The following is a 17,778-nucleotide window of genomic DNA, read 5'->3' as shown; positions in this document are numbered from 1 at the left end:
TGACAAAGGTCACGCGGTGGACACTTTTGCGAATTTGACATGTCCCCGACTTATCCACACTCGGGCGCAACATAAAGCGCACGGCCGCACGCGAGAGCTTTTCCATTCATTCACAGAAATACTCTCGGTATGCGGATCAGCGCATACCGGTGACCAGTCCCCTGAGAAATGCGAGATCGACTTCTTCGAGCGAACCGACGACCACCCGGCCGGCCGCCGGTGCGATCGGCGACACGGACGGCACGGCCACCACCCGGCACCCCGCGGCCTCCGCGGCGGCCACACCGGTCGCGGTGTCCTCGATGACGGCACAGAGCCGGGGATCGGCCCCGAAGCCGCTCGCGGCGGTGAGATAGGGCTCGGGGTGGGGCTTGGTGCGGGTCACCTCGTCGCCCGCCACGGTGAGCGCGAAGTGGTGCCGGCCCACCGAGTCCAGGACCCGTTCGATGATCCGCCGGTGCGAGGCGGAGACCAGCGCGGTCGGGATCTCGTGCTGGGCCAGCTCGGCGAGCAGCCGGGCGGCGCCCGGCATCAGCGGCACCCCGGCGGCGATGCGCTTCTCGAAGCGGTCGTTGAGCAGCACGGTCAGTTCGTCGAGGGTGACGTCCGCACCGGTGACGTCCATGAGGTACCCGGCGCTGCGCGTCATCGGGCCGCCGACGACCACGTCCTTCCACGCCTCGTCCAGCCGGTGCCCCAGATCGGCGAAGACCGACACCTCGGCGTCCCACCAGAAGCCCTCGGTGTCGACCAGGGTGCCGTCCATGTCGAGGAAGACGGCCTGAAGGGCGCCACCCTCGGCCGTACGGGTCAGGGACGCGGGGATCGTACTGGTCATCCGGCACACCTTCCATGAGGGACGAGAAGGCCGGCCACCTTTCCCGGGAGGGAGGGCGACCGGCCTGCACTGGACCGACCAGTGTACGACTCGTACGGCTACCGCGCGTCGAACGGCGTCTTACCGCGCGTTGAAGTACTTCGCTTCGGGGTGGTGGATGACGATCGCGTCGGTGGACTGCTCGGGGTGGAGCTGGAACTCCTCCGAGAGGTGCACACCGATCCGCTCCGGCTGGAGCAGGTCGGCGATCTTCGCGCGGTCCTCCAGGTCCGGGCACGCGCCGTAGCCGAGCGAGAACCGCGCGCCCCGGTACTTCAGCGCGAACATGTCCTCGACCTCGGACGGGTCCTCGCCGGCGAAGCCGAGCTCCGAGCGGACCCGGGCGTGCCAGTACTCGGCGAGGGCCTCGGCGAGCTGGACGGACAGGCCGTGCAGCTCCAGGTAGTCGCGGTAGGAGTTGGCCTCGAAGAGCTTGGCGGTCTCGCCGCCGATCCTCGAACCGACGGTGACGACCTGGAGGCCGATCACGTCGGTCTCGCCGGACTCCTCCGGGCGGAAGAAGTCCGCGAGGCACAGCCGGCGGCCCCGGCGCTGGCGCGGGAAGGTGAAGCGGGTGCGCTCCGAGCCGTCCTCGTGGAGCAGGATCAGGTCGTCGCCCTTGGAGACGCAGGGGTAGTAGCCGTAGACGACGGCTGCCTCGAGGAGGTTCTCGGTGTGCAGCTTGTCGAGCCAGCCGCGCAGGTGCGGGCGGCCCTCGGTCTCGGCCAGCTCCTCGTACGTCGGTCCGTCGCCGGCCCGGGCCTGCTTGAGGCCCCACTGGCCCTTGAAGAGGGCGCCCTCGTCCAGCCAGGAGGCGTACTCCTTGAGCTGGATGCCCTTGACGACCCTGCTTCCCCAGAACGGCGGGGTGGGGACGGGGTTGTCGACGGCGACGTCCGAGCGGACGCCCTCCTCCGGCTCCTCGACCTCCAGCACGGCCGTGTCCCGCTTGGGCACGCGGCGCTGCTTGAGCTCGGGGAGGACGGCACCCGGGACGCCGCGCTTGACCCCGATGAGCGCGTCCATGAGACGCAGCCCCTCGAAGGCGTCCCGCGCGTAGCGGACCTCGCCCTCGTAGATCTCGTGCAGGTCCTGCTCGACGTAGGCGCGGGTGAGGGCCGCGCCGCCGAGGATGACCGGGTACTCGGCCGCCAGCTTGCGCTGGTTCAGCTCCTGGAGGTTCTCCTTCATGATCACGGTGGACTTGACCAGGAGGCCGGACATGCCGATGACGTCGGCGCGGTTCTCCTCGGCGGCTTCCAGGATCGCGGAGACGGGCTGCTTGATGCCGATGTTGACGACGTTGTAGCCGTTGTTCGACAGGATGATGTCGACGAGGTTCTTGCCGATGTCGTGGACGTCGCCGCGGACGGTGGCCAGGACGATGGTGCCCTTGCCCTCCGCGTCCGACTTCTCCATGTGCGGCTCCAGATGGGCCACCGCGGACTTCATGACCTCGGCGGACTGGAGCACGAACGGCAGCTGCATCTGGCCGGAGCCGAAGAGCTCGCCGACGACCTTCATGCCTTCCAGCAGGGTGTCGTTGACGATGTCGAGGGCGGGCCGGGTCTGCAGGGCCTCGTCGAGGTCGGCCTCAAGACCCTTCTTCTCGCCGTCGATGATCCGGCGCTGGAGGCGCTCGTCGAGCGGCAGGGCGAGGAGCTCCTCGGCCTTGCCCTCCTTCATCGACTTCATGTTGACGCCCTCGAAGAGCTCCATGAGCCGCTGCAGCGGGTCGTACCCCTCGGCGCGGCGGTCGTAGATCAGGTCGTGGGCGACCTTGACCTGCTCCTCCTCCAGCCGGGCGATGGGCAGGATCTTCGAGGCGTGCACGATCGCGGAGTCCAGACCGGCCTTGACGCACTCGTCGAGGAAGACGGAGTTCAGGACGACGCGGGCCGCCGGGTTCAGCCCGAAGGAGATGTTGGAGAGGCCCAGCGTGGTCTGCACCTCGGGGTGGCGCTTCTTCAGCTCACGGATCGCCTCGATGGTGGCGATGCCGTCCTTGCGGGACTCCTCCTGCCCGGTACAGATGGTGAAGGTGAGGCAGTCGATGAGGATGTCCGACTCGTTGATGCCCCAGTTGCCGGTCAGGTCCTCGATCAGCCGCTCGGCGATGGTGACCTTGTGCTCGACGGTGCGGGCCTGGCCCTCCTCGTCGATGGTCAGCGCGATCAGCGCGGCGCCGTGCTCGGCGGCCAGCTGGGTGACCTTGACGAAGCGCGACTCGGGGCCGTCGCCGTCCTCGTAGTTCACGGAGTTGAGGACCGCGCGCCCGCCGAGCTTCTCCAGCCCGGCCCGCAGCACCGGCAGCTCGGTGGAGTCCAGCACGATCGGCAGCGTGGAGGCGGTGGCGAAACGGCCGGCCAGTTCGTTCATGTCGGCGACGCCGTCGCGGCCGACGTAGTCGACGCACAGGTCGAGCATGTGCGCGCCCTCGCGGATCTGGTCCCGGGCCATCTCCACGCAGTCGTCCCAGCGCGCCTCCAGCATGGCCTCGCGGAACTTCTTGGACCCGTTGGCGTTCGTACGCTCACCGATCGCGAGGTACGAGGTGTCCTGGCGGAACGGCACGGTCTGGTAGAGCGAGGCGGCGCCGGGCTCGGGGCGCGGGTCGCGGACGGCGGGGGTGAGACCGCGGGCCCGGTCGACGACCTGGCGCAGATGCTCGGGCGTCGTACCGCAGCAGCCGCCGATCAGGGAGAGACCGTAGTCGCTCACGAAGGCTTCCTGCGCGTCCGCCAGCCCCTCCGGGCCGAGCGGGAAGTGCGCGCCGTCCTTGGTCAGGACGGGCAGGCCCGCGTTCGGCATGCACATCAGCGGGGTGCGCGAGTGCCGGGCCAGATAGCGCAGGTGCTCGCTCATCTCGGCCGGGCCCGTCGAGCAGTTCAGCCCGATCAGATCGATGCCCAGGGGCTCCAGGGCGGTCAGCGCGGCGCCGATCTCGGAGCCGAGCAGCATGACGCCGGTCGTCTCGAAGGCCAGCGAGCAGATCAGCGGCACGTCGGCGCCCAGGGCCTCCATCGCGCGGCGTGCGCCGATGAGGCTGGACTTGGTCTGGAGCAGGTCCTGCGTGGTCTCCACGATCAGGGCGTCCGCGCCGCCGGCGAGCAGGCCCTCGGCGTTCTGCTGGTAGCCGTCCCGCAGCACGTCGTACGCGATGTGGCCGAGCGACGGCAGCTTGGTGCCGGGGCCGACGGAGCCGAGGACCCAGCGCTGGCGGCCGTCCTTCGCACCGAACTCGTCGGCGACCTCACGGGCGATGCGGGCGCCCGCCTCGGACAGTTCGAAGATCCGGTCGGCGATCTCGTACTCGTTCGCCGCCGAGTGGTTCGCGCCGAAGGTGTTCGTCTCCACGCAGTCCACACCGACCGCGAAGTACTCCTCGTGCACGGAGCGCACGATGTCGGGGCGGGTGAGATTCAGGATCTCGTTGCAGCCTTCGAGGTTCTCGAAGTCCTCCAGCGTGGGGTCCTGTGCCTGGAGCATGGTGCCCATGGCACCGTCGGCCACCACCACGCGGGTGGCGAGCGCCTCGCGGAGGGCTGCGGCTCGGTTCCGGCTGTCGGCGGAAGGGGTCGGCGACGAGGCCATGGATGTACTCCCAGGGATGCGACGGCTGTCGGCTTTGCGTCTTCGGCGGAAGGCGCACCCGGCCAGGGTAGCGGGGCGGCGTCCCGGACCGTCACTCTGTCCCACGAATCGGACGGCATGGCTTCCCGCGGCCGTCCGGACCGGTGAGGTGCCGCAGACTTCCCTAGTGATCGAGCATGGGTCGGCATCGACCGATAGTGTTCAGCATTGTCGAACATGATGGAGGAGTACGGCGCGATGGCCAAGAACATCCAGTCGCTGGAGCGGGCGGCCGCGATGCTGCGTCTGCTGGCGGGCGGCGAGCGGCGGCTGGGGCTGTCCGACATCGCCTCCTCCCTGGGCCTGGCCAAGGGCACCGCGCACGGCATCCTGCGCACGCTCCAGCACGAGGGCTTCGTCGAGCAGGACGCGGCGTCCGGCCGCTACCAGCTGGGGGCCGAGCTGCTGCGCCTGGGCAACAGCTATCTGGACGTGCACGAGCTGCGGGCCCGCGCCCTGGTCTGGACGGACGACCTGGCCCGGTCCAGCGGCGAGAGCGCCCACCTGGGCGTCCTGCACCAGCAGGGCGTGCTGATCGTCCACCACGTCTTCCGGCCGGACGACAGCCGGCAGGTCCTGGAGGTCGGGGCCATGCAGCCGCTGCACTCCACGGCCCTGGGCAAGGTGCTGTCCGCCTACGACCCGGTGGCCCACACGGAGGCCCTGGAGGCCGAGCGGCAGGCCTTCACGCCCCGCACCGTCACCGACCCGGAGGAGTTCGAGTCGATGCTCGACCTGATCCGCGCGCGCGGCTGGGCGGCCGACGTGGAGGAGACCTGGGAGGGCGTGGCCGCGGTGGCCGCCCCGATCCACGACCGGCGCCGGATGCCCGTGGGCGCCGTGGCCGTGACCGGAGCCGTGGAGCGGGTCTGCGCGGACGGCGAGCTGCGTCCGGACCTCGTGGCGGCGGTACGGGACTGCGCCCGCGCGGTCTCCCGGGATCTGGGCGCCAGGCGCTTCTGAGCACCCCTCCGGATCACGCGTAACGATCGAGTTATAGAACACACAACCCTTGACGCCTCTCTCACCTGGGAGAAACACTGCCGTTCATCGGTCGGCATTGTCGAACAGCTAACGGAAACAAGCGTTAGGGTGTGACAGTGCCAAGGGCCGGCAACGTCCTCACATGAGGGCGCGGACCACCGGAGGGACCCGGGGTTCGGCTTCCCTGGACGAACGACAAAGGAGTCGCGGGTGTCCAGCTCCGACATCTTCATCGGCGAGACCATCGGTACCGCCGTACTCATCCTGCTCGGCGGCGGTGTCTGTGCCGCCGTGACGCTCAAGCACTCCAAGGCGCAGAACGCCGGCTGGCTCGCCGTCACCTTCGGGTGGGGGTTCGCGGTCCTGACCGGCGCCTATCTGGCCGGCGGCGTGTCCGGCGCGCAGCTCAACCCTGCCGTCACCATCGGTCTGGCGATCGAGGGCGGCACCAAGTGGAGCGACGTACCGCTGTACCTCGGCTCCCAGCTCCTCGGCGCGATCATCGGCGCGGTGCTGGTCTGGCTGACCTACTACGGGCAGTTCCGCGCCCATCTCACCGACCCGGAGGTCCTCAAGGCCCATACGGGTGAAGAGGGCATGGTCGACAAGGCCGCGGCCCCCGCGGCCGGACCGGTCCTCGGCGTGTTCTCCACCGGCCCCGAGATCCGCAACGCCGTGCAGAACGTCGTCACCGAGATCATCGCCACCGTCGTGCTGGTCCTGGCGATCCTCACCCAGGGCCTCAACAACGAGGGCAACGGCCTCGGCACGCTCGGCGCCCTGATCACCGCACTGGTGGTCGTCTCGATCGGTCTCTCGCTCGGCGGCCCGACGGGCTACGCGATCAACCCGGTTCGCGACCTCGGTCCGCGTATCGTGCACGCGCTGCTTCCGCTGCCGAACAAGGGCGGATCCGACTGGGGCTACGCGTGGATCCCGGTCGTCGGACCGCTCATCGGCGGCGCGATCGCCGGCGGGCTCTACAACGTCGCCTTCGCCTGAGCCGCAGAGCCCAGAGCCGTCACCCCCACGACCACACAGACTTCCGGGAGAGCACACCGTGACCGACGCACACACCACCGGCACCCACGGCACCGGGCCGTTCATCGCCGCCATCGACCAGGGCACCACGTCCAGCCGCTGCATCGTCTTCGACAAGGACGGCCGGATCGTCTCCGTCGACCAGAAGGAGCACGAACAGATCTTCCCGAAGCCGGGCTGGGTCGAGCACGACGCGACCGAGATCTGGGAGAACGTGCAGGAGGTCGTGGCGGGCGCCATCGTCAAGGCCGGCATCACCGCCGCCGACGTGAAGGCGATCGGCATCACCAACCAGCGCGAGACCACGCTGCTCTGGGACAAGCACACCGGTGAGCCCGTCCACAACGCCCTCGTCTGGCAGGACACCCGCACCGACGCGCTCTGCAAGGAGCTCGGCCGCAACGTCGGCCAGGACCGCTTCCGCCGCGAGACCGGCCTGCCGCTCGCCTCGTACTTCGCCGGGCCCAAGGTCCGCTGGCTGCTCGACAACGTCGAGGGGCTGCGCGAGCGTGCCGAGCGCGGCGACATCCTCTTCGGCACCATGGACTCCTGGGTCATCTGGAACCTGACCGGCGGGACCGACGGCGGGGTGCACGTCACCGACGTCACCAACGCCTCGCGCACCCTGCTGATGAACCTGCACCGCATGGAGTGGGACGACAAGATCCTCTCCTCCATCGGCATTCCGGCCGCGGTGCTGCCCGAGATCCGTTCCTCCGCCGAGGTGTACGGCCACGCCAAGGGCGGCGTGCTCGACGGCGTGCCGGTCGCCTCCGCGCTCGGTGACCAGCAGGCCGCGCTGTTCGGCCAGACGTGTTTCGCCGAGGGCGAGGCCAAGTCGACGTACGGCACCGGCACCTTCATGCTGCTGAACACCGGCGAGACGCCCGTCAACTCCTACAACGGGCTGCTGACCACGGTCGGCTACCAGATCGGCGACCAGAAGCCGGTCTACGCCCTGGAGGGGTCGATCGCCGTCACCGGTTCGCTGGTGCAGTGGATGCGCGACCAGATGGGCCTGATCCAGTCCGCGGCCGAGATCGAGACCCTGGCCTCCTCGGTCGAGGACAACGGCGGCGCGTACTTCGTGCCGGCCTTCTCCGGCCTGTTCGCCCCGTACTGGCGGCCGGACGCCCGCGGCGTCATCGCCGGTCTCACCCGCTACGTCACCAAGGCGCACATCGCCCGTGCCGTGCTGGAGGCCACCGCCTGGCAGACCCGCGAGATCAGCGACGCCATGACGAAGGACTCCGGCGTCGAGCTGACCGCGCTCAAGGTCGACGGCGGCATGACCTCCAACAACCTGCTGATGCAGACCCTCGCCGACTTCCTGGACGCACCCGTGGTGCGGCCCATGGTCGCCGAGACCACCTGCCTCGGCGCCGCCTACGCCGCCGGCCTCGCCGTCGGCTTCTGGCCGGACACCGACGCGCTGCGCGCCAACTGGCGCCGGGCCGCCGAGTGGACCCCCCGCATGGACGCGGACACCCGCGACCGTGAGTACAAGAGCTGGCTCAAGGCCGTGGAACGCACCATGGGCTGGCTCGAGGACGAGGAGTAGAAAGACAATGACCACCCTGCAGAGCGTCCCCGCCCTCGGGACGCATCCGGCCTCCGGCTCCCTTCCGAGCCGCGCCGAGACCCGGGAGCAGCTTTCCAAGGCGACGTACGACCTCCTGGTGATCGGCGGCGGAATCCTGGGCATCTCCACCGCCTGGCATGCCGCGCAGTCCGGACTGCGGGTGGCCCTGGTGGATGCCGGTGACTTCGCCGGCGCCACCTCCTCCGCCTCCTCCAAGCTGCTCCACGGCGGTCTGCGCTACCTGCAGACCGGCGCGGTGAAGCTGGTCGCGGAGAACCACTTCGAGCGGCGTGCGGTGTCCCGTCAGGTGGCCCCGCACCTGGCCAACCCGCTCACCTTCTACCTGCCGGTCTACAAGGGCGGGCCGCACGGCGCCGCCAAGCTCGGCGCGGGCGTGTTCGCGTACTCGGCGCTGTCCGCCTTCGGCGACGGCGTCGGCCATGTGATCAGCCCGGCGAAGGCACAGCGCGACGTGCCGGAGCTGCGTACGGACAACCTGAAGGCCGTCGCGGTCTACGGCGACGACCAGATGAACGACGCCCGGATGGCGCTGATGACGGTCCGTGCGGCCGTCGAGGCGGGGGCGACCGTCCTCAACCACGCGGCGGTGACCGGACTGCGGTTCACCCGGGGCAGGGTGACCGGCGCCGAGCTCCAGGACCGCACGGACGGCACGGAGTTCGGCGTCACCGCCCGGCTGGTGCTCAACGCCACCGGGCCGTGGGTCGACCACCTGCGGAAGATGGAGAACCCGGACGCGGCTCCGTCGATCCGGCTGTCCAAGGGCGCGCACCTGGTGCTCAGGCGCACCCGCCCCTGGAAGGCCGCGCTGGCCACACCGATCGACAAGTACCGCATCACGTTCGCCCTGCCGTGGGAGGACATGCTGCTGCTCGGCACGACGGACGAGGAGTACGAGGGCGATCCGGCGGATGTCGCGGTGACCGAGAAGGACACCGCGCAGATCCTGGACGAGGCGGCGTTCTCCATCCGGGACCAGCAGTTGTCGCGCGATCTGATCACGTACTCCTTCGCGGGGCTGCGGGTGCTGCCGGGCGGGCCCGGTGACACCTCGAAGGCGAAGCGCGAGACGGTGGTGACGGAGGGCCGCGGCGGGATGCTGTCGGTCGCGGGCGGCAAGTGGACGACGTTCCGCCACATCGGCCGCACGGTGATGAACAAGCTGGCCACGCTCCCCGGGCACCCGCTCGGCGAGGACATGGAGCCGGTCTCGCGGCTGCCGAGGAAGCTCCCGCTGCCCGGTATCGCCAACCCGAACGCGGTGGCGCACCGTCTGCTGATCGATGGCGGTACGCCGGGTCCGCGGATGTCGGCCGACACGGCACGGCACCTGGCCACGCACTACGGTTCGCTGTCGTTCGACATCGCGCGGCTGGCCAACGAGAGCCCCGCGCTCGCCGAGCGCATCCACCCCGACGCCCCGGAGATCTGGGCCCAGGTCGCCTACGCGCGCGACCACGAGTGGGCCGAGACCGCGGACGACGTGCTGCGCCGGCGGACCACGCTGACGATCCGGGGACTGGCCACGGACGAGATCCGGGCCGGTGTGGAGTCGGTGCTCGGCGACCGGAAGAGCTGACCTGTCACAAGGCCGGGGGCGGCGTCCGGGGGGACGCCGCCCCCGGCCTTGTGTGCCGATTCCGCCGATGGGCGCACGGGCCGTCGCCGGGGACGCATAATGGTGCGATACATCGGATGTCTGGAGGTCGCCCATGGCTGTCACTGACGAGGCCATCGAGAAGATCAAGGGAATGATCGTCTCGGGTGCGCTACGGCCCGGCGATCGTCTCCCCAAGGAGAGCGAACTCGCCGCGGAGCTCGGCCTGTCCCGCAACTCGCTGCGGGAAGCGGTGCGCGCCCTGTCGCTGATCCGCATTCTCGATGTGCGCCAGGGCGACGGCACGTATGTCACGAGCCTCGATCCGCAGCTGCTGCTGGAGGCGCTCAGCTTCGTCGTGGACTTCCACCGCGACGACACGGTGCTGGAGTTCCTGGCGGTCCGCCGGATCCTGGAGCCGGCCGCGACGGCGATGGCGGCGAGCCGGATCAGCGAGGAGCAGCTGGACGTGCTCAGCGCCCAGCTGGACGCGCTGGGCGAGCGCCCGTCGGTCGAGGAACTGGTCGCCTGCGACCTGGAGTTCCACCGCGGGATCGTCCAGTCCTCCGGCAATTCGGTGCTCTGCTCGCTGCTCGACGGGCTGTCGGGCCCGACGACCCGGGCCCGGGTCTGGCGCGGTCTGACGCAGGAGGACGCGGTGAGCCGCACCCTCCATGAGCACCGGGCGATCCTCTCGGCGCTGCGGGACGGCGACGCGGAGGCCGCGCGGGCGTGGGCGACGGTGCATGTGGCCAGCGTGGAGCAGTGGCTGCGCTCGACGCTCTAGCCGCGGGCGCGGGGCCTGCCGGGGCCCCGCCCCGCCCCGGACCGAGAACGCCGGACGGGCTGATGGGCCCGTCCGGCGTCCTGGGTGCGATGCGGCTGTCAGTCCTGTTCCTCGCGGCTGGCATAGCGCGAGGCGACCAGGGCGATGATGATGATGGCGCCGTTGAGGAACTTCTCCCACTGGCCCGGAACACCGGCCAGGGTCATCACATTGACGACCAGCCGAAGGGTGAGTACGCCGGTGAGCGCGCCGAATATGGTGCCGCGGCCCCCCTTCAGACCGATCCCGCCGATCACGGCGGCCGCCATGACGTCGAAGATCATGTCCTTGCCCTGCGTGGCCCCGACCGAACCGTAGTGGCCGGTGTAGAGGATGCCGGCGAAGGCGGCGAGCAGCCCGCCGACCGCCAGGACGATCCAGGTGACGCGGTCGACGCGGATACCCGCGGCGCGGGCGGCCTCCGGGTTGCCGCCGATCGCGTAGAGCGAGCGCCCGTGCCGCGTCCAGGCCAGCACCGCGCCGCCGACGGCGAACAGCGCCAGGCAGATCCAGACGGCCGCCGGCGCGCCGAGCCAGGAGGCCTTGCCCAGGTAGCTGAAGGAGGACGGGACGTCGATGATCGACTTGCCCTCGGTGATGCCGTTGTGGAGACCCCGCAGCATCATCAGCATGCCGAGCGTCGCGATGAACCCGTTGACGCGCAGTTTCAGCATCAGGAAGCCGTTGAAGGCGCCGATCACCACGCCCGCCAGCAGGCAGAGCGGGACCGCTGTCCAGCCCGGCATCACCCCGAGACCGGCGAACCGGTCGCCTCCGCCGGGCAGCACCAGCCACAGCGCGATGACCGGTGCGATACCGATCGTCGACTCCAGCGACAGGTCCATCCGTCCGCAGATCAGGATGAAGGCCTGGGCGAGCACCAGCAGGCTGAGCTCGGAGGACTGCTGGACGACGTTGATCAGGTTCTGGGAGGTCAGGAACACCGGCGAGACGATGAATCCGACCAGCATCACCACCAGGATCACCGGCACCAGCGAGAAGTCGCTCCACCGGATCAGCTTCAGCCGGTCCAGCGGGCGGTCGCCCGCGACCGGGCCCTTCAGCGCGCTCTCGATGTCTTCGGCCGCCGGAGGCCTTACCGTGCCGGTCATTCCCTTTCCCCCACACCTTCCATGGCGGCGACGAGTTCTCCGTCGGCCCACCCGCTTGCGAATGTCTCGACCACCCGTCCGTGGAACAGGGCGAGTACGCGGTCACAGACCCGTAGGTCGTCCAGCTCGTCGGAGATGATCACTGCGGCGTTCCCCTCGTCGGCGACCTGCCGTACGACCCCGAGGAGCGAGTCCTTGGACTTGACGTCCACGCCCGCGGTGGGCCGGACCGCCACCAGCACGCTGGGCTTGCGCGCCAGCGCGCGGGCGACCACCACCTTCTGCTGGTTGCCGCCGGAGAGCCCGGAGACGGGCTGCTCGGGCCCCTGGGTCTTGATGTCCAGCGAGCTGATCATCGTCCGGGCGAACTCCCTGGTGCGGGAGGGCAGTACGGTCCCCCACGGTCCCAGCTGGTCGGTGACCGTGAGGGTGGCGTTCTCGGCGACGCTGCGCCCGAGGACGAGGCCCTGGTCGTGCCGGTCCTCGGGTATGTAGCCGATCCCGGCGTCCAGGGCGTGCGGCACGCTGCCCGAGCGCACCGCCGTGCCGTGCACCCGGACCGTGCCGCCGTCCGCCTTGCGCATGCCCGCCAGCACCTCGCCCAGCGCGGTGTTGCCGCTGGCCGCGGAACCGGCCAGGCCGAGCACCTCACCGGGGCGCACCTGGAGGTCCAGCGGCTCGAACCAGTCCTCCAGGGCGAGCCCCTGGACGCTCAGGACGGGTTCGGCCGACGGGTCGGGCGGCGTGGCCGTGCCGGCCGCGTGCCAGGCGACGGCGCCGCCGGACTTCTCCCCCGTCATCGCCGACACGAGCTCGTTCTTCTCGATGTCGGCGACCGGGGCCGTCAGTACGTGGCGGGCGTCGCGGTAGACGGTGACCGCCGTGCACAGCTCGTACACCTCCTGCAGATGGTGGGAGATGAAGAGGAACGCCACCCCCTGGCTCTGCAGTGCGCGGAGCTTGTCGAAGAGCCGGCCGATGCCGCGGGCGTCGAGCTGGGCGGTCGGCTCGTCGAGGATGATCAGCCGGGCGCCGAAGGACAGCGCGCGGGCGATCTCGACGAACTGCCGCTGCTCGACGTCGAGATCGCGCGCCCGGGTGTTCGGGTCGACCTGGACGCCGTAGTCGGCGAGGAGCTGCTCCGCGCGTCTGCGCAGCCTCCCCCAGCTGATCCAGCGGGAGTTGTCGTCGAACCGGTTGAGGAAGAGGTTCTCGGCGACGGTCAGATCGGGCACGACCATGGACTTCTGGTAGACGCAGGCGACCTTCGACTGCCAGGCCGAGGTGTCCCCGAAGGCGGGCGCGGGCTGCCCGCCGAAGGTGACCGTGCCCGCGTCCGCCTTGTGGAGTCCGGTCAGCACGCTGACCAGCGTCGACTTGCCCGCGCCGTTGCGTCCGACGAGTGCGTGCGACTCACCCGGCAGCACGGTGAGCTTCACGCCGTCGAGCGCCACGGTCGGCCCGAAGCGTTTGACGACGCCTTCCGCCTGTACGGCAGGAGGGGGTGCCTGGTCCATGGCTAGCTCTTCTTCTCCAGCTGGTTGGCCCACAGCTTCGGGTCGTCGACGTTGTCCTTCGTCACCAGGGGCGCGGGGAGCTGGTCCTCGAAGCCGTTCGGGATCTTGATGATGGTGGAGTCGTGGTCGGTCGGGCCCGCCTTGAAGGTCTTCCCGTCCAGCGCCGCCTTCGCGTAGTACAGCGCGTACTTCGCGTACAGGTCGGCGGGCTGGGAGATCGTCGCGTCGATCTTCCCGGCCTTGATGGCGTCGAACTCCTCCGGGATGCCGTCGTTGGAGATGATCGTGATGTGGCCCGGCGTGCCGGCCGGCTTCAGCAGCTTCTTCTGCTCCAGGAGCGCGAGGGTGGGCTGCAGGAAGACACCGCCGGCCTGCATGTAGATGCCGTTGATGTCGGGGTGCGCTGCCAGGGTCGACTGGAGCTTCGCGGAGGCGACGTCGCCCTTCCAGTCGGTGGCCAGCTCGAAGACCTTGATGCCCGGGTAGTCCTTGTCCATGCAGGCCTTGAAGGCCTCGGACCGGTCGCGGCCGTTGATCGAGGAGAGGTCGCCCTGGAACTCGACGACCTTGCCCTTGCCCTTCAGCTGCTCGCCGAGGTACTTGCAGGCGTTCGTGCCGTACGCCTTGTTGTCGGCGCGCACCACCATGTAGATGCTGCCCTTGTCCGGGCGGGTGTCGACGCTGATGACGGGGATCTTCTTGTCGTTCAGCGTGTTGAGCGACTCGGCTATCGCACCGGTGTCCTGCGGGGCCATCACCACGGCCTTGGCGCCCTGGTCGGTGAAGGTCTGGACGTTGGCGACCAGCTTGCCGATGTCGTTCTGGGAGTTGGTCAGCGGCAGTGCCTTGACCTCGCCGCCCTTGACGCCCTTCTCGATGTAGTTCTGGTACGAGTTCCAGAAGTCGCTGTCGCTGCGCGGCAGGTCGATGCCGACCTTGCCGCTACCCGCACCGTCGTCCGATGATTCGCGGTTGCAGCCCGCGAGGGCAGTGACGGCCAGCAGTACGGCGCAGGCCGCCGCACTCGTCGTACGCACTCTCATTGGTGTCCCGTTCCTTTGTGGAGTACCGGCTCGAAGGATCTGATGGCATTGCGGGGGTGCGTGGTGCAGGTGGTGCAGATGGTGTGAGACATGCGGGCCGGACCGTCCGAGCCGGGGCCGCACCTCCCGGGTCAGCTGTCGGCGGGGCGCAGGCGCAGGCCCTGCATCCCCCCGTCGACGGCCAGTGCCGTGCCCGTCACGGAGGCCGCGGCGGGGCTGGCGAGGTAGAGGATCGCGGCGGCCACCTCGTCGGCCGAGACCAGCCGGCCCAGCGGCTGCCGGGCGTTGAGGGCCGCGCGTTCGGCGGCCGGGTCGTCGGCCTGGCCGAGCAGCCGGCCGATCCACGGGGTGTCCGCGGTGCCCGGGTTGACGCAGTTGACCCTGACCCCCTCGCGGACGTGGTCGGCGGCCATGGCGAGCGTCAGCGAGAGGACCGCGCCCTTGCTCGCGCTGTACAGGGCGCGCTGGGGCAGCCCCGCGGTCGCGGCGATCGAGCAGGTCTGGGTGATCGAGACGGCGCCGGGCCGCTCGGCGGCGGCCCGCCGCAGGTGCGGCAGGGCGTGCCGGGCGGTGCGGACCATGCCGAGGACGTTGATGTCCAGGACCCGGGTCCACTCGTCGTCGTCGTTGTCCTCGACGGAGCCGATGGAGCCGATGCCGGCGTTGGACACCAGGGTGTGCAGGGAGCCCAGTTCGGCGGCGGCCCGGTCGACGGCCTCGCGGACGGCGCCGTCGTCCGTGACGTCCGCCTTGACGGCGAGGGTGCCCTCGGGGGCGCCCGCGGTCTCCCGGTCCAGGACCGCGACGCGGGCCCCGCGGGCCAGCAGCATGGTCGCGACGGCGGCCCCGATGCCGGATGCGCCTCCCGTCACCAGTGCGTTCATGCCCTCGAAGTCGCGTGTGCCGGTCATCGGCCGTCCTCCTCGTTCGTGCGGCGGGCCTGCCAGACGGGGCCCTCGGGATAGCGGTGTGCGGCGATCGACTCGGGGTGCATCCGGGCCGAGAAGCCCGGCGCCGCCGGAGTGGTGTAGCGGCCGTTCTCGATCACCACGGGGTCGACGAAGTGTTCGTGGAGGTGGTCGACGTACTCGATCACCCGGTCGTCCCAGCTGCCGGAGACGGCCACGTAGTCGAACATCGAGAGGTGCTGGACCAGTTCGCACAGTCCGACGCCTCCGGCGTGCGGGCAGACCGGTACGCCGAACTTGGCGGCGAGCAGCAGGATCGCCAGGTTCTCGTTGACGCCCGCGACGCGCGCGGCGTCGATCTGGACGAAGTCGACGGCCCCGGCCTGGAGCAGCTGCTTGAACACGACCCGGTTGGCGACGTGCTCGCCGGTGGCGACCTTGACGGGCTGTCCGGCGCGCACGGCCGCGTGGCCGAGGACGTCGTCGGGGCTGGTCGGCTCCTCGATCCAGTGCGGCTCGTACGGTGCGAGCGCGGTCATCCACGCGACGGCGTCGGAGACGTCCCAGCGCTGGTTGGCGTCGACGGCGATCCGTACGTCGGTGCCGACGGCCTCACGGGCGAGTGCGAGCCGGCGGACGTCGTCGCCGACGTCACCGCCGACCTTCAGCTTGATCTGGGTGAAGCCGTCGGCGACGGCCTCCTTGGCCAGCCGGACCAGCTTGTCGTCGGAGTAGCCGAGCCAGCCGGGCGAGGTGGTGTAGGCGGGGTATCCCTCGGCGCGCAGCCGCTCGGCGCGGGCGGCCCGGCCCGGCTCGGCGGCTCGCAGGATGGCGAGCGCCTCGTCGGGGGTGAGGGCGTCGGTGAGGTAACGGAAGTCGACGAGGGAGACGAGCTCCTCCGGGGTCATCCCGGCCAGGAACTCCCAGACGGGTCTGCCCGCGTGTTTGGCCGCGAGGTCCCAGGCGGCGTTGACGACCGCGCCGGCCGCCATGTGCATCACACCCTTCTCGGGCCCCAGCCAGCGCAGTTGGGAGTCGTGGGTGAGATCGCGGTAGAGCGCGCCGAGGTCGGCGGCGGTACGGGGCACCGGCCGTCCGACCAGATAGGGCCGCAGCGCCTCGATGGCGGCCGCCATCACCTCGTTGCCGCGCCCGATGGTGAAACAGAAGCCATGTCCCTCGATGCCGCCGCCGTCCTCATGGTCCGCGGCGTCGGTACGCAGTACGACATAGGCAGCCGAGTAGTCGGGATCGGGGTTCATGGCGTCCGAGCCGTCCAGTTGTTCCGAGGTCGGAAACCGGATGTCGTGGACCTCGAAATCCGTGACGGTCTGACTCATGTGCGCCCCCAGGGGAAATAACATCGGACCTCTGCTCTGGTCATCCGATGTATAGCGCCCTGAAGGCCCCAACGTCCAGAGTTGAGCGGAAACTGTCCCCACACAGCTCGGATGTATCGTCCCGCAGACGCCCTGGTCGGGCCGATGATGCACCTGGCTCGCCCGGGATCACCCGGCCGTGCGCAGGGGCTGCGGCGAGAGGGGCCGGAAGCCGTAAGGTTGTTCCGTACGCAAGGGAACTTCGGAAGGAGGCCTGGGTGATCGAGCTCGAGGGGGTTCCCGAGCTGATCGACCCGGTCATGGTGGCCGCGTTCGAGGGGTGGAACGACGCAGGTGACGCCGCCTCCACGGCGGTGGCGCACCTGGACCGGGAGTGGAAGGGCGAGGTGTTCGCGGCGCTGGACGCCGAGGACTACTACGACTTCCAGGTCAACCGCCCGACGGTCTGGCTGGACGGCGGGGTGCGCAAGGTCACCTGGCCGACGACCCGGCTCTCCGTGGTCCGCATCGGCGGGGACAAGCCCCGCGATCTCGTCCTGGTCCGGGGCATCGAGCCGTCGATGCGCTGGCGCTCGTTCTGCAACGAGATCCTGGGCTTCGCCCATGAACTGGGCGTCGAGATGGTGGTGGTGCTCGGTGCGCTGCTCGGCGACACCCCGCACACCCGTCCGGTACCGGTCAGCGGTGTCACGTCCGATCCGGACCTGGCCAGGACCATGGACCTGGAGGAGACGCGCTACGAGGGGCCGACCGGCATCGTCGGCATCCTCCAGGAGGCCTGCACGCACGCGGGCGTGCCCGCGGTGAGCCTGTGGGCGGCGGTGCCGCACTACGTGTCGCAGCCGCCCAACCCGAAGGCCACGCTGGCGCTGCTGAACCGCCTGGAGGACCTCATCGGTCTGCGCATCCCGCTGGGCGAACTGCCCGAGGACGCCCGCGCCTGGCAGCTCGGGGTGGACCAACTGGCCGCCGACGACAGCGAGGTCGCGGAGTACGTGCAGACGCTGGAGGAGGCCCGGGACACCGCGGAGCTGCCCGAGGCGAGCGGCGAGGCCATCGCCCGGGAGTTCGAGCGCTATCTGCGGCGCCGGGACCCGGGGCCGGGCGGCGCACCGGGCGGGCACGCCACGGAGAGCGGGGACGGCTCGTATCTGCGGGACACGTCGAGCGGCCGGACCAGACCGCCGAAGCCGCCCCGTCCGGAGACCGGCCCCGGGCCCGTCCCCGGGAGCGGCGGCCCGCCGCCGGATTCGTCGGATGACTCCGGGGAGGATGCTCCGGAGGACGACTGATCCGG

At 70.1% G+C, this 17,778-nt stretch carries 13 protein-coding genes; 6 read left to right on the top strand and 7 right to left on the bottom strand.

Annotated elements, in window-relative coordinates; genetic code table 11:
- Window positions 1-136 precede the first annotated feature (136 nt).
- Window positions 137-838, bottom strand: coding sequence for an HAD family phosphatase (locus tag OG521_31785; protein WUW25095.1), 702 nt, complete (start codon window positions 836-838; stop codon window positions 137-139).
- A gap of 120 nt (window positions 839-958) precedes the next feature.
- Window positions 959-4,471, bottom strand: a complete 3,513-nt coding sequence (gene metH / locus OG521_31780) for a methionine synthase (GenBank protein WUW25094.1) — start codon at window positions 4,469-4,471, stop codon at window positions 959-961.
- A gap of 219 nt (window positions 4,472-4,690) precedes the next feature.
- Between metH and OG521_31775 the strand changes: the two genes are divergently transcribed.
- The 5 genes from OG521_31775 (at window position 4,691) to OG521_31755 (ending at window position 10,522) form a co-directional block, all read left to right on the top strand.
- A complete protein-coding gene (locus OG521_31775) occupies window positions 4,691-5,473 on the top strand; it encodes an IclR family transcriptional regulator (protein ID WUW26872.1) in 783 nt (260 codons plus the stop codon).
- A 231-nt stretch (window positions 5,474-5,704) separates the two neighbouring features.
- Window positions 5,705-6,496, top strand: coding sequence for an aquaporin family protein (locus tag OG521_31770; protein WUW25093.1), 792 nt, complete (start codon window positions 5,705-5,707; stop codon window positions 6,494-6,496).
- Between the two features lie 58 nt (window positions 6,497-6,554).
- Entirely contained in the window at window positions 6,555-8,096 is a 1,542-nt protein-coding gene (gene glpK / locus OG521_31765; GenBank protein ID WUW25092.1) for a glycerol kinase GlpK, read from the top strand.
- 7 nt (window positions 8,097-8,103) lie between these two features.
- Complete coding sequence (locus OG521_31760) at window positions 8,104-9,717, top strand: glycerol-3-phosphate dehydrogenase/oxidase (GenBank protein ID WUW25091.1); 1,614 nt, start codon at window positions 8,104-8,106, stop codon at window positions 9,715-9,717.
- A 133-nt stretch (window positions 9,718-9,850) separates the two neighbouring features.
- Window positions 9,851-10,522, top strand: coding sequence for a FadR family transcriptional regulator (locus tag OG521_31755; GenBank protein ID WUW25090.1), 672 nt, complete (start codon window positions 9,851-9,853; stop codon window positions 10,520-10,522).
- 98 nt (window positions 10,523-10,620) lie between these two features.
- On the opposite strand, the gene OG521_31750 is transcribed toward OG521_31755, so the two are convergent.
- The 5 genes from OG521_31750 to OG521_31730 all read right to left on the bottom strand — a co-directional run bounded on the left by OG521_31750 (window position 10,621) and on the right by OG521_31730 (window position 16,481).
- Window positions 10,621-11,673: an ABC transporter permease gene (locus tag OG521_31750; GenBank protein ID WUW25089.1), complete on the bottom strand. Its 1,053-nt coding sequence runs from the start codon at window positions 11,671-11,673 to the stop codon at window positions 10,621-10,623.
- On the bottom strand, window positions 11,670-13,190 hold the full coding sequence (locus OG521_31745; protein WUW25088.1) for a sugar ABC transporter ATP-binding protein: 1,521 nt from the start codon (window positions 13,188-13,190) through the stop codon (window positions 11,670-11,672). Before OG521_31745 ends, OG521_31750 begins: the two co-directional genes overlap by 4 nt.
- A 2-nt stretch (window positions 13,191-13,192) precedes the next feature.
- The gene (locus OG521_31740) at window positions 13,193-14,233 is read right to left on the bottom strand and encodes a sugar ABC transporter substrate-binding protein (protein WUW25087.1); all 1,041 of its coding nucleotides are present in this window, start codon (window positions 14,231-14,233) and stop codon (window positions 13,193-13,195) included.
- Between the two features lie 131 nt (window positions 14,234-14,364).
- A complete protein-coding gene (locus tag OG521_31735) occupies window positions 14,365-15,144 on the bottom strand; it encodes an SDR family oxidoreductase (protein WUW25086.1) in 780 nt (259 codons plus the stop codon).
- On the bottom strand, window positions 15,141-16,481 hold the full coding sequence (locus tag OG521_31730) for a fuconate dehydratase (GenBank protein WUW25085.1): 1,341 nt from the start codon (window positions 16,479-16,481) through the stop codon (window positions 15,141-15,143). Before OG521_31730 ends, OG521_31735 begins: the two co-directional genes overlap by 4 nt.
- A gap of 257 nt (window positions 16,482-16,738) precedes the next feature.
- On the opposite strand from OG521_31730, the gene OG521_31725 reads away from it, so the two are divergent.
- A complete protein-coding gene (locus tag OG521_31725) occupies window positions 16,739-17,773 on the top strand; it encodes a PAC2 family protein (GenBank protein ID WUW25084.1) in 1,035 nt (344 codons plus the stop codon).
- Window positions 17,774-17,778 lie beyond the last annotated feature (5 nt).

The sequence above is a fragment of the Streptomyces sp. NBC_01463 genome, assembly GCA_036227345.1.
Classification (GTDB): Bacteria; Actinomycetota; Actinomycetes; order Streptomycetales; family Streptomycetaceae; genus Streptomyces.
This window is presented reverse-complemented; position numbering and strand designations above follow the sequence as displayed.

Excerpts from the sequence above, each read along its gene's own strand:
- OG521_31785 (WUW25095.1), bottom strand. The coding sequence starts at position 838 with ATGACCAGTACGATCCCCGCGTCCCTGACCCGTACGGCCGAGGGTGGC.
- metH (WUW25094.1), bottom strand. The coding sequence starts at position 4,471 with ATGGCCTCGTCGCCGACCCCTTCCGCCGACAGCCGGAACCGAGCCGCA.
- OG521_31775 (WUW26872.1), top strand. The coding sequence starts at position 4,691 with ATGGAGGAGTACGGCGCGATGGCCAAGAACATCCAGTCGCTGGAGCGG.
- OG521_31760 (WUW25091.1), top strand. The coding sequence starts at position 8,104 with ATGACCACCCTGCAGAGCGTCCCCGCCCTCGGGACGCATCCGGCCTCC.
- OG521_31755 (WUW25090.1), top strand. The coding sequence starts at position 9,851 with ATGGCTGTCACTGACGAGGCCATCGAGAAGATCAAGGGAATGATCGTC.
- OG521_31750 (WUW25089.1), bottom strand. The coding sequence starts at position 11,673 with ATGACCGGCACGGTAAGGCCTCCGGCGGCCGAAGACATCGAGAGCGCG.
- OG521_31745 (WUW25088.1), bottom strand. The coding sequence starts at position 13,190 with ATGGACCAGGCACCCCCTCCTGCCGTACAGGCGGAAGGCGTCGTCAAA.
- OG521_31740 (WUW25087.1), bottom strand. The coding sequence starts at position 14,233 with ATGAGAGTGCGTACGACGAGTGCGGCGGCCTGCGCCGTACTGCTGGCC.
- OG521_31735 (WUW25086.1), bottom strand. The coding sequence starts at position 15,144 with ATGACCGGCACACGCGACTTCGAGGGCATGAACGCACTGGTGACGGGA.
- OG521_31730 (WUW25085.1), bottom strand. The coding sequence starts at position 16,481 with ATGAGTCAGACCGTCACGGATTTCGAGGTCCACGACATCCGGTTTCCG.